We start from the raw sequence: 20632 nt of genomic DNA on the forward strand, positions 1-20632 counted from the left end.
CAGCGGCTGCGACCGGCGCTGCAGGCGTGCTCGACGAGTAGCGTTGCGGCATGGATGTCAAAAGATCGGCGATGCCATCCAGCGCCTGTGTGATCGATGCGGCGCGCGTTATCCTGATCTTCCAGCACGGCTCCGCGCAGCCGCACCCCTCATTAGACCGTTTCGAGACGGCTGAACCGAACCGGGATGAGTTTGCGAGTCTTCAGTTGCGCTGCCGCATCCTTGTCGATGACCGTCAGCAACTGCGCTTCTCCAGGTCCCACGGGCAGGACCAGGCGTCCCCCCGGTTTGAGCTGCTCAAGCAAAGCCGGCGGTGTCCGCTCAGCGGCCGCGGTGACCAGGATCTTGTCGAATGGGGCGTGCTCAGGCCAGCCGCGAGACCCGTCTCCGACACGAATGCCGACATTGGAGAAGCCGAGACCCCGCAGGAGAGCCTCGGCCTGGCTTGCGAATTCCTCGATGATTTCGACGCTCCAAACTTGCCCGGCAAGGTCCGCGAGGATTGCGGTTTGGTAGCCTAGGCCGGTGCCGATCTCGAGCACTACCTCGTGCGGTTGCGGCGCAAGGAGATCGGTCATGAGAGCAACGATGAAGGGCTGCGAGACGGTTTTATCAAAGCCGATCGGCAGCGGCATGTCTTGGTAGGCATAAGGCGCAACTGATGCTGGCACGAAGAGGTGCCGCGGTATCCGCCTCATCGCCGCCAATACCCGCTCATCGAGCGCCACCTTGCCAAGTTCTTCGCTTGCAAGATCGGTGTGAATTGCAATCATCTCGACCATGTGCCTGCGTAGAACCGCGAGGTGCTCTTCGTTCATCGGCTTCATGACGGTGGGGCGCTCCTCAACCAGTCTGCTGCCTATAGCCTTATACCCTGTTCGTCTTGTCACAGTAACCATGTCGTCGAGAACGCGGCTTCGGTTGGGGGGTGTACCGCCCTGCTATTTCGTCGCCGTCCTTGGTGCTCTCCCGTTCCTCGCACAGGGTGGAACGGCGTGCGCATCAGAAGCTCGCCAGCCAGGCGACAACATCGATATAGCGGATCGCCAGCCAGTTGAGCACCAATAGGCCGAAGGCCAAAACGACGCCGAACCCTGCGCTGTCGCTCACCGGCTCCATCCCGTGCTGATCGTGCGTGATCTGGCGATTTCGATGACCGAACCTGGGCGAGCCAGCAGCGCTATTCGCGCTGCAGGCCGGCCATACGATAATCAGCGTTAGCCCGCGTGGCGCTGCTGAGAAGAACCGGAATTTCGTGATGGCTTGCCGCCGCCATTGGCGCGGCACTGGGGGACTGGCTGTCCTTCTGGATCGGCAAACGGCTTGGAAAGCGGGTTTCGCACTATTGGCCCCCCACCATGCGAGCTTCAGGAATTCCGACACCACGAACCTCTCGAGCAAAGCACCGAACCGCGATCGGTCCTACGTTCTTCGTCTACGGCCGCTCACAAGATTGTCAACAATCTGAGAAAGTTTTGTTGACAGGTGATTGATTTGAGCCTTCACTCACAAAAGTCCGCGTATCGATCGAGTTCTGTCGCAACAATGCGCGGCCTCCAAAGGGGAAAGAACAATGATCAACAGACGTTCAATAATCACATCCGCGGCGCGCGGCGCCGTCTCCGCGCTGGCAATCATGGCCGGCGGCACAATCGCGGTGCACGCCGCCAACAAGGAACTCAAGATCGGCTTTGTCGGCGTGACGAGTGGCGCGGCCGCTGCGTGGGGCACATCCAACGTCCGCTCGATGCAGACGCGCGCCGCCTGGATCAACGAAACCGGCGGTGTGAAGATTGGTGACGAGACCTATGACATCAAAATCGTCACCTTCGACGATCAGAAGGACCCGAAGCGGGCGATCGCCGGCATGGAGAAGATGGCCCAGGAGGGCATCCACTATGTCGTCGGTCCGAATGTCGACGACGGCGCGGCGGCGGTGCGTCCCGTGGCAGAATCCAAGGGCATCATCTATTTTCCCTACGCATTCCCGAAGGAACTCTACACCCCGCCGGCGTCCAACGCCGTGCTCGGCATGATCGCCAACTACCAGTCGGCTCCGGCGATCTACAAATATCTCATGGAAAACAGGGGCGTGAAAAAAGTTGCCTTTGTCGCCGCCAACGAATCCGATCCGCTGAGCCAGCGGGATGGCGGTGTTGCCGCGGCAAAGGCGCTCGGGCTCGAGGTTGTGGCTGCCACGGATGTCTACCAAAACGATACCCGCGATTTCACGCCGGTACTGACGCCGATCGTTTTGCAAAAACCGGACCTGCTGGTGCTTTCGGGCGTCGCGCCGGGCAATGCGCCGCTGCTGATCCGCGCCGCGCGCGAGCTCGGCTACGAAGGCCTGATCTCCACCGAAACGGCGCAGGATGCCAAGGTGCTGGAAGAGGGCGCGGGCGAGTTGGCCAACGGCTTCATCTCGGTCGGCGGCGCATCGACGCCCGAAATCGCGTCCGACACGATGAAGGAGTTCGTCGAACGCTATACGAAAATGTTCGGCGAATACAATGACGAGTCCAACACCAAGGTCTACGCGCTCGAATACATCATCGAGACGCTGAAGGCGAACCCGGCCGCGATCGACAATGTCGAGGAGTTCAAGAAGACGATCGACACTTTCTCGGCGCCCAATCCCTATCTGAAGGGCGATGCCAAGCTGACCTATGTCGGAATGACGTCGTTTGGCCAGAAGCGCCAGCTTTCGGTCCCGATGGTGGTCACGGAATACCGCGACGGCAAGTTCGAGACGCTCTTCGTCGCTCAAGTCGATTGACGCAACTGCACCGAAGCGGATTGCCGCAGAGGCTCGAGCATTCGTCTTCAGCCTCTGAACGGCCGGAACCATCCTGATGGAACAAGTCATCGCCAACGGGCTTTATCTTGGCGCGCAATACGCCTTGATCGCGCTCGGTCTGACCCTGATCTTCGCGCTGATGAACGTGCTTAACTTTGCCCATGGGCAGATGTACGTTCTCGGCGGCTTCGTCACCTACACCGTCTATGGCCAGCTCGGCATGCCATTCGTCGTCGCGCTCGTCGCGTCCGGGATCACGCTGCTGGTCATTGGAGCGCTTGTCGAGAAATTCCTGTTCAGGACGGTGATTAAGCGAAGCGTGCGGGAGGAAAGTACGATGCTTCTCGCGGCGGCGGTCGCATTCTTCCTCGACGCCGTGATCCTCCTCCTGTTCGGCGAAAAGCAGCGCGGCGTGCCGAAGATCGTCAAAGGCGTCTTCGTCTCCGACAGCCTCATAATGCCTTACGACCGGCTGCTGGTCGGCGCACTCGCCATACTGTTCATCGCCTCCTTCGTGCTTTTCATGCAGTACAGCAAGCCGGGACGCGCCATGCGGGCGCTGGCGCAGGACCGGGTCGCGGCGCAGCTGATGGGCGTCGAGGTCGACCGCTATTCGATGATCGGCTTTGCGCTCGGCGCCATGCTTGCCGGCATAGTCGGGGGGCTGCTGGTCGCCATCACCGGCGTCAATTCGGGCATCGGTGGGCCGATCTCGATCAAGGCGTTCTTGATGGTGATGATCGGCGGGGCCGGCGTGGTCAGCGGAGCGATCGCCGGCGGCTTCATCCTCGGGATGATGGAATCGGTCGGCCTGACGGTCCTACGCCAATATGGCGACGTCACTTATCTCGTCATCTTCGCCGCGCTGATGGTGTTCCTGAGCATCCGCCCGAACGGGCTCATGGGCAAGCCGTGGGGATGATGGACATGAAGCGTACACGCAACATCCTCGCCGTCGCTGTCTTCCTGCTGGTCGTACTCGTCGGCGTGCCCTGGCTGATCGAGGCGACCGGTCGGCTCGACCTCTACTACACGCTGACCTCGGTCGCGCTGCTCAGCATCGCCAGCGCCGGGGTGTGGGTGACTTTCTACATCGGCCGCATCAATATCGGCCAGGGGGCCTTCGCGCTTATGGGCGGCTATGTTTCGGCCATTCTTGTCGTCCAGTATGGTGTGTCGTTCTGGCTGACACTGCCGCTGGCTGGGCTATTCTGCGCCGCTGCAAGCGTGCTGATCGGACTGCCCATCCTCCGGCTTCGCGGCGTCTATTTCGCCATGGTCACGCTGGTTTTAACCGAAGTGGCGCGGCTGCTCGCGCTGGCGCTGCCGATCACCAACGGCGCCAAGGGCATGGTCAGCATTCCGCTCCCCGGCGGCATCTCGATCTTCGGGCTGACCATCCTTCCAGATTTCGCGACGCTCGCCAATCCGCGTCCCGCCTTCTATCTGGTGTCGGTTGTGCTGATGGTGCTGTGCTTTGCGGCGCTCTACCGCCTAGTCCATTCGCGCATTGGCAAACTCTGCCAGTCGTTGCAGCAGAACGAGGAACTGGCCTCCTCGATCGGCGTCAACATCGCCTATCTGCGCGTTATCGCCTACGCCTTCTCCTCATTCCTCGGCGGTCTCGGCGGTGCGATGTTCGTCGCCATCTCGCAGTCGATCTATCCGTCGAGCTTCACCGTCACCGACTCGGTGAACTTCATGCTGAACTGCTTCCTCGGCGGGCTCGGCCACGTCTTCGGGCCGATGATCGGCACCTTCGTGCTCTATTTCGGCTGGGATTTCCTGTTCGAGACCGGCGAGTTCCAGTTGCTGATCTTCTCTTCGGTGCTGATCGCGCTGATGCTGTTCCTTCCCAACGGCCTGCTCAGCCTCAGGCTGTTCGGCAAGAAGCAGGGCTAGGACCATGACTGAGCTTCTTCAGATCAAGGCCGTGACCAAACGCTTCGGCGGGCTGGTCGCGGTCAACAATGTTTCCTTCGCGGTCCGCGAACGCGAAATCCTCTCCGTCATCGGCCCCAACGGCGCCGGCAAGTCGACGCTGTTCAAGTTGATTTCCTCTTTCCTCAATCCGACCTCGGGCGAAGTGCTATTCCGGGGAGAGCGGATTTCAGGGCTGGCGCCGCATATCGTCGCCCGGAAGGGCGTGGTGCGCACGTTCCAGGAGACGACGATCTTCAAGGGCATGACGGTGCGCGACAATGTCATCATCGCGCATCACCTGCGTTCCAACGCCAGCCTTGCCGGCTTCTATCTCGGCACGAACACCGCACGGCGCGACGAGGATGAATTCGGCCGCTCGGCCGACGAGATCATCGACTTCCTCGATCTCGGCGCGCAACGGCATGAGATCGCCAGCACGCTGCCGCACGGCCATCTGCGCGCGCTCGGGATTGCCATCGGGCTCGCTACCAACCCGACCGTGCTTCTGCTCGACGAGCCCTTCGCCGGCATGAACCATGACGAAACCGTGCGCGCGGTGGAGATGGTGCGCGACGTGCGGAAGCGCGGCGTGACTGTCCTGCTGGTCGAGCACGATATGCCCGCCGTCATGAACATTTCCGACCGCATCGTCGTCCTGAACTTCGGTGTGAAAATCGCCGAGGGAACGCCGAAGGAAATCCAGGAGAACGAAAAGGTCATCGAGGCCTATCTCGGCGCCGAAGATGAGGCGATCGGATTTTAGCCATGAGCGAATTACTGAAAGTCTCCGACGTCGAACTCTACTACGACCATGTCTATGCACTGAAGGGCGTGTCGCTCAACGTCAACGAGGGCGAGACCGTCGCGCTGATCGGCGCGAACGGCGCGGGCAAATCCTCGATCCTGCGCGCCATCACCGGCCTGAAGAAAGTCCGCAGCGGCGAGATTCATTTCCGGGGCCACCGCATCGACGGAACGCGCCCGGACGAGCTGGTCAGGATGGGCATCGCCATGGTGCCGGAGGGTCGGCGCGTCTTTTCCTACATGACGGTGCGCGACAATCTGATGATGGGTGCCTTCACCCGCACCGACAAGTCCGAAATCGCCAGGACGCTGGACATGGTGCTCGGGCGCTTTCCGCGCCTGAAGGAACGCTATTCCCAGACGGCGGGCACGATGAGCGGCGGCGAACAGCAGATGCTGGTGATCGGGCGGGCGCTGATGGCCAAACCGAAGCTTCTGCTGCTCGATGAACCCTCGCTCGGCGTCGCGCCGAAGCTCGTCCAGGACATCGCCCGCTCCATCGTGGCGATCAATCGCGACGAAAAGGTCAGCGTTCTCTTGGTCGAGCAGAATTCGCGCATGGCGCTGCGCATCTCACAGCGCGCCTACGCACTGACGACCGGAAAGATCGCGCTGGCCGGACATTCGGCCGAGCTGCTTGGCGACGACCGGGTCAAGAAACTCTATCTCGGCGGGGAAATATGAAAGCGCAAATGGACATACTCGTCGTCAATCCCAACACCACCGCGTCCATGACCGAAAAGATCGGCGAGGCGGCGCGCGGCGCGGCTTCGGCCGGCACCAGGATCATCGCCGTCAATCCGAAGGACGGGCCGCCCAGCGTCGAAGGCTATTTCGACGAGGTCTTCGCCATCCCGGGAATGATCGGCGAGATCCAGAGACATCCGGCGGCGAGCGCCTGCGTTATCGCCTGCTTCGACGACACCGGCCTCGACGCAGTACGCTGCGTCGGCGAGATGCCGGTGGTCGGCATCGGCGAAGCGGCGTTTCACATGGCGAGCCTAATTGCCGGCAAGTTCAGCGTGGTGACGACGCTGTCGCGTTCGGTGCCGGCGATCGAGCACAATCTGGTGCGCTACGGCCTCGCCAGCCGCTGCGCCAGGGTGCGGGCAAGCGACGTTCCCGTTCTGGAGCTCGAAGTGCCCGGCTCCAACGCCCGCCATCGAATTTCGGAGGAGATCGAGCGCGCCATCCGCGACGACCGGGCCGAAGCGATTGTGCTGGGATGCGCCGGCATGGCCGACCTCGCCGCCGCGCTCAGCCGCGAACATGGCCTTCCTGTGCTCGACGGCGTCGCCTGCGCCGTACAACTCTGCGAGAGCCTCGTCAGCCTTGGCCTGTCGACCTCGAAGCGCGGCGGCTACCAGGTTCCACTCGAAAAATCCTTCGCCGGAATCTTTGCGCCCTTTTCGCCCTCCGGCCGTGTATCCTGATGCGTGCAAAATTGTTGACACTCCCACACAGGATGTTCGATGTCCGGCCGGAAACGCGGTGTTCGCGCCGCTATGCGATCCGGCCGCCGGGACAATGAGACGATGGACCTGCTTGGACCAAAGACACGGGATGGCGACAAGCCGACGATGCGCTGGTTTCCGGTCTATGCCGGCCTGCGCGACGCCATCGTCAGCCACCGCCTCGCACCGGGCACAAAGCTGCCCGAGGACGAGCTCGCCTCGATCTATTCGGTGAGCCGCGCGGTGATACGCGCGGCGCTGCAGGCGCTGTCGCATGACCGCTTGGCTCGGCTCGAGCCGAACCGCGGCGCGTTCGTCGCTCAGCCGACCAAGCAGGAAGCGCGCGAGGTGTTCGAAGCGCGGGCGCTGATCGAGCCCAAGGTCGCGGCGCTTGCCGCCGAAGTGGCAAAGCCGGCCGAGATCGCGCAACTGCGGCTTCATCTCGAAAAAGAGCACGAGGCCCTGCATGCCGGCCGCGACAGCGACGCCATAATGCTGTCGGCAAAATTCCATGTCGGCATCGCTGAAATCGCCGGCCATTCGATCCTGACCGGCTTCGTCAAGGACCTGTTGTCGCGGTCGTCGCTGATCATCGCGCTCTACTGGCGCCGCCGCGAAACCACCTGCGAAAGCCACGCCCATCACGCCCTCGTTGATTCCATCGAAAAGCACGACGCAAAAAACGCGTCCGACCTGATGCAAGGTCATCTCGTCGACCTTCTGTCGGGCCTTGATCTGTCGCTCGGCGAGAAGAAGCCCGAGAGCCTGTCGGACATCTTGCGCTGATCTCCGCTGTCAAACTCTTCGCCGGAGTTCGCCCATCTCCGCACGTGCTGGGCGTGATCGAAGCAATGCATGGCATGCATCGGTCCATGAGGACTGCTTCTTCGTTCCTGCCGTCATAACAGTAGCGCTCGTTGAGTCCGCGGCGCTGCCCTCGCCGGCGTCGCGACCCCCGACATGCCGCAGCAACCTGTCGGCTGCGGCGAGGCCTCGATGCCAAGCGCCTGCATGAGGCGATTCCAGTCATCGCGAACCCAGGGCCGCATGGCCTGCTCGGTGCAGTGAAGGAAGATCGCCTCGCCGCGGGCCGGCCGAGCCTGTGATCCAGCACTCAGAATTAGCAAATTCATCGATGGGTGAATTGACGGCCTTGGGTGAATCCGAGTCATCAAGGGCTATCCGCCAAATGTCATCTCTATCTGAGGACGGGAAATATACAAAGGCAGGTCAACCCGACGCAATCAGAATGCGCCAAGTTAACGGCCTCAGACAACCATCTCCCCCAAGCAGCCGGCAGTCAGAAGGCCAAAGGCTGGACTCGCGACTGGCGTCAGCGCCTCGATGAAACTTTCCAGCTTCTAGAGACCATTCACAAGAGCACAACGACCACCGACATCTGTACCTGTGTCCTCTCATTTGGTGCCCGCTTCGGTGCGACTAGTCTGCTTACGGGTACCATGCGCGCAACCGTCCGCCTCGCGCTGTGAACAGCTCTCGCATGTGCTTCTGGACGCGTGGCCACATGAGTGGTCTCTGCGCTACTTCTCAAATCAAATGGCGTTCCCTGAACCTATCGCGTGCTACGCGCGGTAACGAAGTGCAAAACGCGGCGAGGGTGGGTGGGGGAAAGGCGGTAGCGCTCTACCGACTCGAACGGCGACCGTTTCTTAGGTCGCGCCTACCGTTTTGCACGCCCTCCCCTGCCCGGCCGTGGCGGAAGGTTGAACCAGTTGGGCGACTGCCAGGTTCCAGACTGGAGTTAAGGTCGGCTCGCTGAAAGCACGGCAGGTGGCATGCGGCACATGCGCGATAACGGCGGCGGAGGGTTTGAGAGGGCCGGAGCCCCGACACCTTTCGGCAGTTCGAACGATATAGTCGAACGGCCGAAATCGGGGCGCAAAGCTGCCATTCGGCACAAAGATAACAAATAGCATCGGCGATCGGCTGAAGCCGCTCCTTGTCAGTCTGCTGGCGAACCGCGTAACCGGGGCAGATTTCCGGGCGAAGGGGTTTGCAGGCGAGCGCGTTCGTGATTCACTCTATGCGTGACGCTACCACCGACTGATTCATTTGAAGGCTGTCGCTCGCGGAACTCCGCGGCTTGGTTACTGCGCTGATCGGCGAAGTGCGCGGTCCAAACATGGTTCGAAGTGGTCGATCGCAGGGCCGCGTCGCACGGTGCAGAAGGCCATGCATCGTTGATTATGCGCAAACTGCTATCGCGCGCCTAGTCGGAACTCGCGCATCGAACAGTACATCACGTCTTCCCGCCCCAGCGCACCGGCGGCCTCCCCGCTCGCAATCCAAATAGACGTCTTTCAGCTGTTTGATTGGCATGTCAGCGTGAGCGAACGTGAGGTCCTGAGCGTCAGAAGCCGACAATGAAGCCGGACTGATTGCGATCAGCACGGTGCCGAGCGTCATAGGCGCGAGGCACTTAACAACTGACATGATCATTTTAAGATCCTCCCCAGCTCCCGTCGGTCAACATTCAGTCCTTGGGGTCGCAGGTGTAGTGCCGTTCAAAGCTCCCGTCCGCGCGCCGCTGCTTGTCGAAGCCGCGATGTAAGGCTCGATCGCGCGCTCGTGAACCAGCCAAAGGGGATCTCGGCCGAGGCGTAGCCACCGCCGGCGGCCAACCGTTTCGGGATCGAGGCCGAAGCGATCCTGGTGCGCTCGATCGTCGTGCCGGCCGCGCCTGCCTCCGCATGACGGATGGCACGGCTTGGCAAAGCGCACATGATTTCGTCACGTGAGATGCCGATGTCGCCAAGAACGTCATCGGGTAAACGGCTCAACTGGTCCGTTGCCGATAAGAGAGCTTTTCGCTCGGCGCGGAGACGTAACCACCTGCGAAATGGACCAATGGCGGCAGCATGAATTATAACCATGATCAGATCGTCCCTTCATTGATCTGAATTGACCGGCACGGAACGGCGCGAACGGCACTCCCGGCGAGAGCGTCAGCCGTCCGCGAGGCAAATTAGGCGTAGTGGTCGATGGATTGGTTTTGCCGCGGCGTGCCCATACGGCGGGCGGTGGCTGGCCCCGGGCCACGCATGTAATAAAGCTCCGGGCGGTAGCGCGGCGCGACGAATTTGCGAAACCCCGCAGCAAGTTTTGTGACGGGAGCCAAGAATTTCATGACTGTTCCCTTTCCCTTCGCCGGCTTGCACACGAGCCGGCGGGCCTGACGTTGCAACAAGGATATGACAGTCGAACCAGGCCCGGCTGTGGGAATTCCCACACCGGGGAAAACATTGGCGAAATCCGCTCCCAGTTTGCATCCCGGAAAACGGGGCCTGCGGCCATCAAATTTCCTTGGATAGGGAGTAAGGTGAAGTACACTTGATTGAACAAGAGACCGTTGTGACAGGCTCTCTGGCCTTCATCTCAAGACTTTGCGATGCCGACCTCGCCGCGCTGACCAAACGGTGGCACGAGCGCAGCTATCGACACAACGAGCTAATCATTTCCCACGGCGACATTGGTCGCGATGTCTTCTTCCTGCTGGAAGGACGGGCTCGCGTGACACTGGTTTCAGCGGACGGTAGGGAGATAGCGTATCGCGATGTCGAACCGGGTGACATTTTCGGGGAGCTCGGAGGCATTGACGGGATTGCACGCTCTGCCAGCGTAGTCGCGCTGGAGGCAACCCGCGCTGCACGGCTGTCCGGCACAGCATTCCGGGATATCGTGATGACCCGCCCGACTTTTGCCTGGATGCTGCTTGAGCATCTGTCTGCCCAGCTCCGGCGCATGACCGAGCGGGTATTCGAATACAGCACTCTGGTCGTGCGAAAACGGCTGATCGTCGAGCTCCTGCATCGGGCGGAGAAAGCCGCACTCGTGGACGGCGAGGTATCCATAAGCCCGGCACCGACGCATTCCGAGCTGGCGGCAACGATGAGCACGCACAGGGAAGCGGTCTCGCGCGAAATGAGCGACCTCGCCAAGAGAGGCCTGATCGAAAAGCGCGGCAGCAGGTTATTGCTGCATGACGTCTCGGCACTACGGGCGCTGGTCGACAAGAAGGAATAGCGAAGGCTGTCGCTGCGGCGGGGGGCACCGCACCTTTCACCGGAATTGAACATATCGAAATAGCGGCGGACGATGGCTTTATTGGCATCAGAATTCGGACATGGGCTGCTGTACCCGGTTCCATTCGCTGGCAGGCTGCATCGTCGGCAGTGACCGTGCTGAGCCGTCTGTGACTCGAAGAGTCGAGTAGATGAACGAGCGCTGGCCGCGCCGAGATGGCGGTCACTTGGAGGGCGGTAGGGTCTGGAAGGTTTGGCTTTTGTCTCGCTGGCCGAGAGGGACTTCATGCACGAGCGCAGCAACGGTTCAGGTGGAAAGCGTTTGGTCGTTGCCAAGACCATCGGCGACTTCTGAAATAGCGAGCGGGCGTGCTGGTCCGGTCAGGGGATAATTCCCCGAGGGCCCCGGCGTAGCTGAATCTGGCGGGTACCGCAGCATTTCTTGAACTTCATACCTGAACCGCAAGGACATTGATCATTGCCGCCGCGTTGCAGCCGGCCGACCAGGGGCAGCAGCGCTGCTGAAGGCAGGAGCGCTGCCGCAAGGGCAGCCAACTTGCCCGAGATTCCCGGTACGACGAGGCGACGACCGGATTTGAACCCTCGCCACGCCCGTTCGGCCACATACTCCGGATCCACCTTGGGCAAGATGTTGAAGAGCACCGTCTGATTGGCGCCTGATCTTGCGAGAAACTCTGTCGACACCGGGCCTGGTGCAACGCATGTGACCGTCACACCGGTTCGGCGCAATTCCTGGTGAAGCGCCTCTGAGAAGAAGCGCACGAAAGCTTTGCTAGCGAAGTACAGAGCCATATAAGGCCCGGGAACGAACCCGGCCACGGAACTGAGATTGAGCACCCCGCCCCGTCGGCGCGCCACCATTCCCGGCAGGAAATGGAGGGTCAGTTCTGTGAGGGAATGTATGTTGAGATCGATGATGCCCAGTTGACCATCAATAGGCAGCGCCGTCGTCGCGCCCCGCAGGCCATAGCCGGCGCTGTTGACCAGGACATCACAGACCAGGCCGTGTGTGGACAGAAAGCCCTCCAGGCGCGTTGGCGCATCGCCTGCCACGAGATCCAACTCGAGCGTGAATGCCTCGCCGCCCGCCTCCCTAACCTCAGACGCCGCGGCGGCCAAACCCTCGGGCGAGCGGGCAACCAGCACAACCGCACCGCGCTCCCTTGCAGCGACGCTCGCAATCGCCCGGCCAATTCCACCCGAGCCGCCAATCACGACGATAGCTGGCCGGAATTCACAGTGCGAAATCACGTCGCGTTCCTCTGTCTTGCAGGAGCGGAAACACCTTGACCGAGCAGCAAGACTTCATTGGCGACAGTGCCGTTCAGAATCTTTTCGAATCTCTCCAGTGCTCGTGCGACGTTCGCTCCATCCATAACCCGGTGATCGTAGTGGATGCGGACATTCACCGATCCGTCTTTGCCGATCGGACCGTAGTTCAGAAGCGTGGTCAGTGGTGTCAGCGGGTTGAGTGATTCCGCACCGAGACCAGAATAGACGGACAGTTGGAAGGTACCGAAGTAATTTGCCCTTTGCCGGGCGATGTTCAACCCTAGCCACATAAGCAGCCACCTGACTGGCGCGGGCGCACCTGCCACCCGCAAGGCACGCCGAAACTCCGGGACCTCCAGGATCGGCCGTGATCGAGCCGCATGGATGGATCCCTCAAGTTCCGTGATGGAGTAGCGCTCCGGGCACTTGATGCAGCTCAGCAGAACGGCCGGCTCGCCATCATATTCGCGCTCGTGGGCAATCGAGGCTACGCTTGCCGGATACTCGTAAAGCTGCGGCCAGGGCAACTTGACATAGGCGCGCCGCAGCTCCGGCATCTCTAGGGCAAGAAGCGCATATCCTTTCAGGAAGATCGCGGTCCAGGAGGGCCTGGTCTGCTGCGCCATTCTAGCCCTTACGAGTGGGCCGAGGTTCATCTGACGCTGCACCGCGACCCGTGGCACGCCGATCGAAAACCTCATCAGATCGCCAACAAGGCGCCGGGGCGCGGAAAGCTTGAGGGCTCGGCCTCGCATCAAACGTACCTCTAATAAAGATAAGGGACTATTCGCTTGGTCTTTTCCATATAGGCACGGTATTGCGGGCCGAAATTCTCCAGCATCATACGCTCTTCCTTATCCACTCTCAGCAGGAAAAGGACTGTGAACCCAATCAAACCCGATATGCCCGCAATCCAGTTCGCCAGCAGAAAGACCTGGCCGAGGCCCATGAGCAGGAACGAGGTATACATCGGGTGGCGGACCAAGGCGTATGGTCCGGCGCAGATGAGTTCATGCCGTTCGCGAATCTCCAGCGTAATCGACCAGTTCCGGCCAAGTTCCTTGTGGGATCTGCGAAAAACCCATAGCGCGGAGCAGAAGATGATTGTGCCGAGAGCCACGGCCCAAACGCTGGCCGGGTGGTCAGCCGCTGCGGGCATGCCGGTGACAACATAGAAGGCAGGCAGGATTGCGAGGCCGAACAGAGCAGATGCAAGCCCGACGATGTCCGAACGTGAGCGGTAGCCAGTTACAATTCGCACGCGCCTCGCCCGGCGCTCGAAAGGATACCGAATCACGTACCAAGCAACGATGCCGATCACCCAAATGACCTCGCCAAGTGAGGCTGCCGCAATGCTCACTTCAGGTCACCGGCGCCCTTTCTGCGATCGCGACTGTAGCCGCTGCCCCTGAGTATGGCCACTTCACCCATTGCCTCGATTTCGTCACCGGCCGACCTTCAGGCGCAGCGATCCTCCCCGAGTTAATCCGCAGACGCGAAAGCCGGAGGGCAGTACCGATCGCATTCGGTCCCATTCATCCCTCGAATTTTGGTTATGTATTCATCTCCCGAAGCTCGGTTATGAATTGTTGCGGCCGGAGCTGAATGGCGGGAGTCTTATATCCCATGGAATGCGCGATGTCCGCCACGAAGCCGTTGCAGTTCAAGACCGTCGCCTGCCAGACATGCGAGCTCGCCTGCAGCTTGCGGATGTAGGCAACGACTTTGTCGTATTCGGCCCGGGTCAATATGATTTGCCAGCTTGCGGATCTGTATGGTTCTTCCAGATCACCGTCGCTCCACCCGGTTTCGGCTGGCACCGGCACGACATGGCCCAGAACATAGGGAACCGCACTGTTCGAAGCCGGGTGAAGGCCCGCGACTTGGGGATCGATCATTCTCCCGGCCCGGTCCAGGCGCCCAAAAACTGCGTAGGTGTGGCCGTAGCTTAGGGCGTAGCGGGAGCGGAACTCGATGAAGTACCGCTCGTCGTTTTTTTGAGGCGCAGCTCCGCCATCGGCATAAGATACGAAATTCGGCTGGGGCGGCAGGTCTTTCGTCTGACATGCCGCTGCCGGGAGGGCCACCAACGCCACAAGCAAGAGACGGCTACTTAGAAGCGTCATCGCCGCGTCCATTCCCGAACTTCACAAAGCACAGACCTAATAACGGCCTATGCCCGCCAACCGCGCCGTACGCTATGAAGCCGGCCAAAGCCCCGGCTGCGTATGTATGGGGAAGGGCTTGGCACCCCTTCCCCATACAAGCCGGTCCTTACTTAATCACTGGTTGCTCTACCGGAGCGGGTGCCGGAGCCTTACCCTTTCCTTTGCCGATCCAGTCGTTCGCGCAGCCGCTCAGGCTGGCAACGGCGAGCACAGCAACCATTGCAATCAATATCCTGTTCATCAAGCAATCCTTTCCCCGGGGGCGGAATAGCCTATAGAATCGCCACAACTAAAACGATATGCAGCCCCACGAAGTTAGCTGCGATCTACACCAACGCCTAGTGCAGAAATGACACAGTTGGTACCCGGTTGCCGGCGGCACCTTTGCGGTGACGTGCTGGCAGGGTTCACCATCCAACGGAGATCAGGCCTGCCCACCATCAAACAACCACCACCGTCGTGCCCAAAGGAGTACGGTCGTAGAGGTCAATGACGTCGTCATTTATCATACGGATGCACCCGTTCGATACCGCTGTGCCTATCGTCCATGGCTCGTTTGTACCATGTATCCGGAAGTGGGTGTCGCGCCCGTCTCGATAGAGATAAAGGGCACGCGCACCAAGCGGGTTGTTTGGTCCGCCAGGGACCCCCCCTGCATACTGCACCAGGCGCGGCTTGCGCTGCATCATGCTGGCGGTGGGTGTCCACGACGGCCAGTCCGCCTTGCGGCCGACGGTCGCTGTACCCTTGAACGAAAGTCCCTGCTCGCCGACGCCAACGCCGTAGCGCGTCGCCCACCCGTCAGACTCGACGGCATAGAGAAAACGGTGCGAAGTATCGACGACGATCGTTCCGGCCGGCTCGTTTCCGTCGTACCGCACATGCTGCCGTCGGTAACGAGGATTCAGGCCACGCCTTGGTCCGAACGCGGATGAAATCGACGTGCATCCGGAGATCATCAGAGCCAGACTACCCAGCACGAGCCCCCGGCGCGCAATGTGGTGTTCTTCCATTTGTACCTGCTAGGAAACTGGTCATCTACCGCCGCCCTCGTCTCTACCATTCCAAGGCCTGCGGGCCAAGTCTCGCTGTGTGGTGGCAAAAATGAATTCACAGGATTAAACAAGCGAATTGGAGCGAAACTTCTTGCGATGACCGTCTGCCTCTGTTCGGTTATGTCAGAAATGGCATAGGACAGAGCCGATGAAGCCTGACTTCCATGGTAAAGTCGCGATTGTGACCGGCGCAGGCTCCGGAATAGGTGCGGCTGTTTCACGGCAACTCGCGCAAGAAGGAGCCGAGATTGTTGTCGCCGACCTTGATGCCGAGGCCGCGCGCTGCACAGCCGCCGAAATAAGCTCGCAAGGAGGCAGGGCCTACGACTTTGCGGTAGATGTCACGGATGCGGCAGCAGTGGAAAAGCTGATCGAGTTCACTGTCCAGAAATGCGGCGGACTGGATATGGCGGTAAACAATGCAGGTATCGACGGCATTCGAAAAGCAACGGCAGACTATCCGCTCGACAACTGGCACAAACTGATAAACGTTAATCTCAATGGCGTTTTCTACAGCATGAAGTACGAAATCGCCGCGATGCTGGATCGAGGCGGAGGTGCCATCGTGAACATGTCCTCCGTTCTCGGTTCCGTCGGCTTGCCAACTGCGTCCGCTTACACGGCAGCGAAACACGGGGTCGTTGGATTAACCAAGGTTGCGGCGATTGAATATGCTAGGATGGGCATCCGGATCAATGTCGTCGGCCCCGGCTGGATCGAAACGCCTCTTTTATCGGAGCAAATGGAGGCATTAGCCAGCCGGCGCATGGCGGGTCTTCAGCCGATGGGCAGGCGCGGGAAACCGGAAGAGGTAGCGGCTCTTGTGTGCTTCCTGTTGTCCGACCAGGCCAGCTTTATCACTGGGAGCTACCATCTGGTGGACGGAGCTTACACCGCCCATTAGTGCAGTGGAGACCGGTGACTTCTCTGGGGTGAGCGCGGCCACGATTTGTTAGCGTCGACTGGGCCATCACCATCTCTTTGGTTTCGGAGGTAGTGATGGGAATGGAGTGGACGATTTCGATCGAAGGGACGAACGAATTCGGCGACATCTGTCGCCGAGAGGTCCGGATCGACAAAAGCGATGAGCGTCTGCGTGAAGGAGACCTGGGCCTGTCGATCGACGACGGCAAGAAGATCATGGCCACCCTGCAAACAGCGGTTGTGACCCAGGAGGCGGAAGCCTACACCCTGTTTCGACGGGTCTGTCCGGATTGCCACAATTTTCGGCAACCGACAGCAAGTTCCACGTGCGGCTGTCGGCGGCGTGATGCGGCATCCGTCCGCGGCAGGGTATGAAATCGCGCAAAATCGTAAAGTGGCGCACAGCACGAGATTCGAACCGCCAACAGGCGCAGGGACTCGATTTAGCAAGTGAATTCAGTAGCAGCACTGTATTGGCGGTATCCCTCTCCCGCTACCACCCTAAACCCACTATCGTACGCAATAGTGGGATCTTGCCTGTGGCGCTCCTCGGCCACCGCGCGTTCCCCAGCATCGCGCGCTTGGGGAAATGTGTCGCCGCCGATAAGGGCGGCAAGCTTGCCTTTGACCTCGAGCTCAATACCCTGTCGCGCCCCTTTGGGATGAACCCTCACACTGTGAACGAGCGCGCGGAAGCTCTTCACCAGCGCGCCCTGATCGTCATTCGCCTCGGCGTGATGAGCTAAGACCGAAGCGAGCTCATCGACCGTTTTGACGTACCTCTCTATCTCCGCTGGATGTACGGCAAGGGTTGATGGCGCCTCTTCAAGATTGGCGAGTTCTGCCTCGGCCTCGATGCGTCGACCTTTCAGTTCGGCAATGCGTCCGGGCGTCGTCATCCCCAATGACTCCCTTGACTACTAAGTCAATGTTGCGTTGGCGCTCGGCTTCAATCCCGTGCGATCTTTATCTCAAGGGTGATCCGAGCATTGGTCGCACCAGCTGCCAGCCGTTGGCGCTGCTCATTGTAATTCCGCACGTAGATCTCAAAGTCGCCATACTCGAACGGGTGGTCCTCGACACGCACCGCCAGCCGCTTCTCGCCCGGAACGAGGCTTGGACCCTTTGTGATGGCCTAGCTTTTCAGAACGCCGTTCATCTCCAGCCGGAAATCATAGTGTCGGTGCCGAGCGTCGTGCTTCTGGATAACGAACCTGTTGCCTCGCTTGCGCGCCTTTTTGCCTTTCGGTTCAGGCGTGGCCGTGAAGTTGCGTTTTTGCCGATAGGCTTCGAGCACCATGGCTCAGTTCGCCTGGCGCCGCACTGGTTCGGTTTTCGCCTTGCTCTGCGTGGTGCTAGCCGCGATGTTTTTCGACTAGCGGCTGTCGCCAGCTTGCGCAGGGTCCAGGATCATTGCTGGGAAGTCCCCTTAAACGCTTGATGTCCGTCAGCATTCAACAAGCGCACGATGATCAGAGTAACCCAAAGATAACGGCTGCCGAAGTCCGGACCAAAACTGACTTCCGTCAAGGTTTGTCCATGCGATCCGGCCTAGCCTCATCGGATCGCGCCCGACGGAGTTAGACCGGTGCGGGTGCAGGAAAATGCCGTTTAAAGCGAGCCCATCGGCATACGCCGAGCCGAGCGGATCGGGATTTGATTAGTGCCTTCCCGCTCGATCATGATGGGGACGCGATGGCACAATTCGGCATCTCGACGAATCAAATCCCCATCGTGCAGTGCTATCCGCCCTATGCTCAAGCCGCGGAGCAAAAATGCTTCTCGACATGGCACATCACCACGGTCTCAGCCCCGGTGGCGAAGAGCAACGCGGGGACGGCTACCCGCGTAGTCAGGAACAGCAGCAGAGCCCCGGTCCCGAACAGCGCAGCAGAGCCGCCCAGGCCCAAGCGGAGGAACGATTAGGCTCCGGCCCTTCGCGCCTTTCAAAACCATTGCCTGTCAATGGCCATTCTCCCGCCCGTACGCCGAACGAATAAGTTGAGCCGTGCCACGAAGTGGCATCGGCTTGAACGCATAGTTACCGCTCACAGACATTGCGTGACCAGGCCCACGACAATGAGCATTGAACCGCTTAATGAGAGCAAGGTTAGCAGTGATGACGTACGGACCGCATAATCCGCACATAGTGCCGATCCGAAGGCGGGCATGAGGTTGGGCTACTGATGCCGCGCGAGCCGGTCCATGAGTGCGTCTGCTTCGGCCAACTTGGCCAGCGCTTGCTCGACTTTCTGCGCCGAAGCGTCCGTGCGCTCGATGTGCCTCACCATTTGCCGCCTCAGCTGGGCAAGCCTTGAGGCGCGATATACGTCGCCGTATCTCGCAGTTTCAAGGTGCAGGGTCGCGAGCCTCATGGGCGAACGATTCCAATTATCTAGCAGTAGAATTCGCGAATCCGCCTTTCGTTCCGATGTCCGACCTTACGCTCGCGAAGGGCTGGCCGGAGGGCCGCGACGAAATGAGAGCCGAATCTCGTGAGGTCGGGCCAAAAAGCGCTGCGCAGCGGATCTGGGAGCCAAGAGGGCAAAAGGCAGCAGCCATTGCCGTAGCCTCGCCACTTAGGATTGGGTCAGTTCGGTTTTAGCCGCCACCTTGGGGCCCCCGCGATCAATGTTCTACAGGGGTTGTGGTGGGGCAGCTTTGCGCTGGGTCAAAATGTTGGGTAACTTCGCGGTTGAATATCGGCTCACGACCCTAAGCGGAAGCTCTTTCGCGCTCGCCCAAATTCACGCTAATGACCCGACCCGGACCTTCGCATTCTGATCGTGCAAGGTCCGCCTTGTTCCAATCTGGCGGCTGGAGTCCCACCAACCATCCTCCCAGCATTGCCAAGCGCTCGAGAAATGACCGAAGGCATCGCAGTGTCCTGGAGTTTTTATGCTCGCTCTGCAGCATATTGAGGTAGACTGAAACAACTTGCCGTGACGAATTCCGATGGGGGAGACCCATGGATGTTGGCAGCTGGCTGCGCAGCTTGGGACTTGGTCAATACGCTGCAGCCTTTGAAGACAACGCGGTCGACGCTGAAACCTTGCGCGAGTTGACTGCCGAAGATCTCAAGGAGCTCGGCGTCACCCTCGTCGGCCATCGTCGCAAGCTGCTTGCCGCGATGGGAAACTTGGCCGACAGATGATCCAGGATTTGCGCGCTGTCCGTGCACAAGAACAGCCGCACAGGCTTGGGGTGCGGTAACGCTTTAGCCTTATCAACCGCAGTGCACACTTGTCGAACGGCGAACTCCGGATCGGCCCAGTAGGGCGCATGGTCCATGATGTCTTCACCGTTACCATGTCGAACATGAACCCCGATGATGCTGTGCCCCTCAAAACATTCTTGGTAAATGGCATCTATGCGTGTTTGAATTTCAGACCGAGGCTTGACACTCTGGAAGACCTGCCGCTCGGCATCCTCATCGCAGCGCCACATCAAGCAAGCGTCACACACTACTGTGTTCGCTTCGACATCGTGTTCGGCCTGAAAGAGCTCGCCCAACTCGTCGCGCTCTTGGAAAATCTGCTCATCTGGGCGGTAAAGGCAGTCGATCGCTGGCCTATTCCACCACTCCGGGAAGAATGGACCCGGGAAGGAAAAGTCGTTGATCCGGTCGTCGCAAATAGCCGGTACGCCAGCGATGTCATTGATCGGTTGGAAGAACACCGGAAAGGCATTTGTGAAGGGTTGGTCGAGATAGCAGGACCCGCGCCAGTCGACGGCTAGCGTTCGTCCCGACCGCTGAGCGTAGCGCCAAGCGGCCGCCAGCGACCACAGACAATCACCGAACCCCGTACGCCTCTGAGAGACGACGAACCTGCGCTTTACCAATCCACTGACCTGCATTTTCGGAAATCTCGTTTCAGAGACGAGGTTGCATCTGGCTTGGGATCTCTTAATCGATACTAGTCGACCGTTACGCCGGGCGATTTGGTAGAGGCTGCGCATGGGGCAGAAGAGCTCCTCAGCACTGCCTATCCTTATCTCTGTGACGCTCGCAAATCTTGACGCCGGGTACACTCGCTTCCGGTTTAAATTCAGCGTTCTCTAATGCGCCCGGCGACATGTGTAAAATTGATTGCGTGAATGTGGCCCATCCATGTGATGGATACTAAGGCGTTCCTTGACCATGAGCCTCTGCTGACGTGGGGCCGCGCTT

21 protein-coding genes and 2 pseudogenes are annotated in these 20632 nt (G+C 60.1%); 11 read left to right on the plus strand and 12 right to left on the minus strand.

From position 1 onward, the window contains the following. Positions 1-152 precede the first annotated feature (152 nt). Entirely contained in the window at positions 153-827 is a 675-nt protein-coding gene (locus tag NKJ46_RS04000) for a protein-L-isoaspartate(D-aspartate) O-methyltransferase (RefSeq protein ID WP_352662185.1), read from the minus strand. 746 nt (positions 828-1573) lie between these two features. Here NKJ46_RS04000 and NKJ46_RS04005 point away from each other — a divergent pair. The 7 genes from NKJ46_RS04005 (at position 1574) to NKJ46_RS04035 (ending at position 7764) form a co-directional block, all read left to right on the plus strand. Beyond that, positions 1574-2776, plus strand: a complete 1203-nt coding sequence (locus NKJ46_RS04005; protein ID WP_352466755.1) for an ABC transporter substrate-binding protein — start codon at positions 1574-1576, stop codon at positions 2774-2776. Between the two features lie 76 nt (positions 2777-2852). Beyond that, positions 2853-3719 carry a branched-chain amino acid ABC transporter permease gene (locus NKJ46_RS04010; protein WP_352466754.1) on the plus strand — a complete coding sequence of 289 codons (867 nt, stop codon included), beginning with the start codon at positions 2853-2855 and terminating at the stop codon, positions 3717-3719. A 5-nt stretch (positions 3720-3724) separates the two neighbouring features. Continuing rightward, positions 3725-4699, plus strand: a complete 975-nt coding sequence (locus tag NKJ46_RS04015; protein ID WP_292659991.1) for a branched-chain amino acid ABC transporter permease — start codon at positions 3725-3727, stop codon at positions 4697-4699. Positions 4700-4703: 4 nt separating this feature from the next. Then, positions 4704-5483, plus strand: a complete 780-nt coding sequence (locus NKJ46_RS04020) for an ABC transporter ATP-binding protein (RefSeq protein ID WP_352488882.1) — start codon at positions 4704-4706, stop codon at positions 5481-5483. A 2-nt stretch (positions 5484-5485) separates the two neighbouring features. Beyond that, complete coding sequence (locus NKJ46_RS04025; RefSeq protein ID WP_254022275.1) at positions 5486-6208, plus strand: ABC transporter ATP-binding protein; 723 nt, start codon at positions 5486-5488, stop codon at positions 6206-6208. Positions 6209-6216: 8 nt separating this feature from the next. Then, a complete protein-coding gene (locus tag NKJ46_RS04030; protein ID WP_023722329.1) occupies positions 6217-6957 on the plus strand; it encodes an aspartate/glutamate racemase family protein in 741 nt (246 codons plus the stop codon). A 102-nt stretch (positions 6958-7059) separates the two neighbouring features. Continuing rightward, positions 7060-7764 (plus strand): GntR family transcriptional regulator, encoded by a 705-nt coding sequence (locus tag NKJ46_RS04035; protein ID WP_352662398.1) that lies wholly within the window; start codon positions 7060-7062, stop codon positions 7762-7764. Between the two features lie 1739 nt (positions 7765-9503). Here NKJ46_RS04035 and NKJ46_RS04040 read toward each other — a convergent pair. Further along, positions 9504-9779 carry a hypothetical protein gene (locus tag NKJ46_RS04040; protein WP_352662191.1) on the minus strand — a complete coding sequence of 92 codons (276 nt, stop codon included), beginning with the start codon at positions 9777-9779 and terminating at the stop codon, positions 9504-9506. A gap of 185 nt (positions 9780-9964) precedes the next feature. Next, a complete protein-coding gene (locus NKJ46_RS04045; protein WP_167522729.1) occupies positions 9965-10126 on the minus strand; it encodes a hypothetical protein in 162 nt (53 codons plus the stop codon). A 224-nt stretch (positions 10127-10350) separates the two neighbouring features. On the opposite strand from NKJ46_RS04045, the gene NKJ46_RS04050 reads away from it, so the two are divergent. Continuing rightward, positions 10351-11022, plus strand: coding sequence for a Crp/Fnr family transcriptional regulator (locus NKJ46_RS04050; protein ID WP_352662194.1), 672 nt, complete (start codon positions 10351-10353; stop codon positions 11020-11022). A gap of 380 nt (positions 11023-11402) precedes the next feature. Here the strand turns inward: NKJ46_RS04050 and NKJ46_RS04055 are convergent, their stop codons facing one another. From NKJ46_RS04055 to NKJ46_RS04080, 6 genes are all read right to left on the minus strand, one after another. Next, entirely contained in the window at positions 11403-12293 is an 891-nt protein-coding gene (locus NKJ46_RS04055) for an SDR family NAD(P)-dependent oxidoreductase (RefSeq protein WP_352662197.1), read from the minus strand. Then, positions 12290-13069, minus strand: a complete 780-nt coding sequence (locus tag NKJ46_RS04060) for a hypothetical protein (RefSeq protein WP_352662200.1) — start codon at positions 13067-13069, stop codon at positions 12290-12292. Before NKJ46_RS04060 ends, NKJ46_RS04055 begins: the two co-directional genes overlap by 4 nt. Positions 13070-13080: 11 nt before the next feature. Then, complete coding sequence (locus tag NKJ46_RS04065; protein ID WP_352662401.1) at positions 13081-13668, minus strand: protein-S-isoprenylcysteine O-methyltransferase; 588 nt, start codon at positions 13666-13668, stop codon at positions 13081-13083. Positions 13669-13867: 199 nt separating this feature from the next. Then, positions 13868-14440 (minus strand): hypothetical protein, encoded by a 573-nt coding sequence (locus tag NKJ46_RS04070; RefSeq protein WP_352662404.1) that lies wholly within the window; start codon positions 14438-14440, stop codon positions 13868-13870. Positions 14441-14588: 148 nt separating this feature from the next. Further along, a complete protein-coding gene (locus NKJ46_RS04075; protein WP_352503875.1) occupies positions 14589-14723 on the minus strand; it encodes an ABC transporter in 135 nt (44 codons plus the stop codon). Between the two features lie 199 nt (positions 14724-14922). Continuing rightward, entirely contained in the window at positions 14923-15495 is a 573-nt protein-coding gene (locus NKJ46_RS04080; protein WP_352503876.1) for a L,D-transpeptidase, read from the minus strand. Between the two features lie 190 nt (positions 15496-15685). On the opposite strand from NKJ46_RS04080, the gene NKJ46_RS04085 reads away from it, so the two are divergent. Then, complete coding sequence (locus tag NKJ46_RS04085) at positions 15686-16441, plus strand: SDR family NAD(P)-dependent oxidoreductase (protein ID WP_352503877.1); 756 nt, start codon at positions 15686-15688, stop codon at positions 16439-16441. A gap of 95 nt (positions 16442-16536) precedes the next feature. After that, on the plus strand, positions 16537-16836 hold the full coding sequence (locus NKJ46_RS04090) for a hypothetical protein (protein WP_352662203.1): 300 nt from the start codon (positions 16537-16539) through the stop codon (positions 16834-16836). A 68-nt stretch (positions 16837-16904) separates the two neighbouring features. On the opposite strand, the gene NKJ46_RS04095 is transcribed toward NKJ46_RS04090, so the two are convergent. Both NKJ46_RS04095 and NKJ46_RS04100 read right to left on the minus strand, forming a co-directional pair. Continuing rightward, complete coding sequence (locus tag NKJ46_RS04095) at positions 16905-17360, minus strand: hypothetical protein (RefSeq protein WP_352662206.1); 456 nt, start codon at positions 17358-17360, stop codon at positions 16905-16907. Positions 17361-17410: 50 nt separating this feature from the next. Then, a pseudogene (locus NKJ46_RS04100) lies at positions 17411-17761 on the minus strand (DNA polymerase ligase N-terminal domain-containing protein). 1668 nt (positions 17762-19429) lie between these two features. Here NKJ46_RS04100 and NKJ46_RS04105 point away from each other — a divergent pair. Continuing rightward, a complete protein-coding gene (locus NKJ46_RS04105) occupies positions 19430-19615 on the plus strand; it encodes an SAM domain-containing protein (RefSeq protein WP_352662209.1) in 186 nt (61 codons plus the stop codon). On the opposite strand, the pseudogene NKJ46_RS04110 reads toward NKJ46_RS04105, so the two are convergent. Then, positions 19594-20319, minus strand: a pseudogene (locus NKJ46_RS04110) (nodulation protein NodZ); the annotation flags it as partial. The gene NKJ46_RS04105 and the pseudogene NKJ46_RS04110 overlap by 22 nt on opposite strands. Between the last annotated feature and the right edge of the window lie 313 nt (positions 20320-20632).

Source organism: Mesorhizobium sp. M0166, from assembly GCF_040322255.1.
Classification (GTDB): Bacteria; Pseudomonadota; Alphaproteobacteria; order Rhizobiales; family Rhizobiaceae; genus Mesorhizobium.

Coding starts and splice junctions, on each gene's coding strand:
- NKJ46_RS04000 (WP_352662185.1), bottom strand. CDS start 827: ATGAAGCCGATGAACGAAGAGCACCTCGCGGTTCTACGCAGGCACATG.
- NKJ46_RS04005 (WP_352466755.1), top strand. CDS start 1,574: ATGATCAACAGACGTTCAATAATCACATCCGCGGCGCGCGGCGCCGTC.
- NKJ46_RS04010 (WP_352466754.1), top strand. CDS start 2,853: ATGGAACAAGTCATCGCCAACGGGCTTTATCTTGGCGCGCAATACGCC.
- NKJ46_RS04015 (WP_292659991.1), top strand. CDS start 3,725: ATGAAGCGTACACGCAACATCCTCGCCGTCGCTGTCTTCCTGCTGGTC.
- NKJ46_RS04020 (WP_352488882.1), top strand. CDS start 4,704: ATGACTGAGCTTCTTCAGATCAAGGCCGTGACCAAACGCTTCGGCGGG.
- NKJ46_RS04025 (WP_254022275.1), top strand. CDS start 5,486: ATGAGCGAATTACTGAAAGTCTCCGACGTCGAACTCTACTACGACCAT.
- NKJ46_RS04030 (WP_023722329.1), top strand. CDS start 6,217: ATGGACATACTCGTCGTCAATCCCAACACCACCGCGTCCATGACCGAA.
- NKJ46_RS04035 (WP_352662398.1), top strand. CDS start 7,060: ATGGACCTGCTTGGACCAAAGACACGGGATGGCGACAAGCCGACGATG.
- NKJ46_RS04045 (WP_167522729.1), bottom strand. CDS start 10,126: ATGAAATTCTTGGCTCCCGTCACAAAACTTGCTGCGGGGTTTCGCAAA.
- NKJ46_RS04060 (WP_352662200.1), bottom strand. CDS start 13,069: ATGCGAGGCCGAGCCCTCAAGCTTTCCGCGCCCCGGCGCCTTGTTGGC.
- NKJ46_RS04070 (WP_352662404.1), bottom strand. CDS start 14,440: ATGACGCTTCTAAGTAGCCGTCTCTTGCTTGTGGCGTTGGTGGCCCTC.
- NKJ46_RS04075 (WP_352503875.1), bottom strand. CDS start 14,723: ATGAACAGGATATTGATTGCAATGGTTGCTGTGCTCGCCGTTGCCAGC.
- NKJ46_RS04080 (WP_352503876.1), bottom strand. CDS start 15,495: ATGGAAGAACACCACATTGCGCGCCGGGGGCTCGTGCTGGGTAGTCTG.
- NKJ46_RS04085 (WP_352503877.1), top strand. CDS start 15,686: ATGAAGCCTGACTTCCATGGTAAAGTCGCGATTGTGACCGGCGCAGGC.
- NKJ46_RS04090 (WP_352662203.1), top strand. CDS start 16,537: ATGGGAATGGAGTGGACGATTTCGATCGAAGGGACGAACGAATTCGGC.
- NKJ46_RS04095 (WP_352662206.1), bottom strand. CDS start 17,360: ATGACGACGCCCGGACGCATTGCCGAACTGAAAGGTCGACGCATCGAG.
- NKJ46_RS04105 (WP_352662209.1), top strand. CDS start 19,430: ATGGATGTTGGCAGCTGGCTGCGCAGCTTGGGACTTGGTCAATACGCT.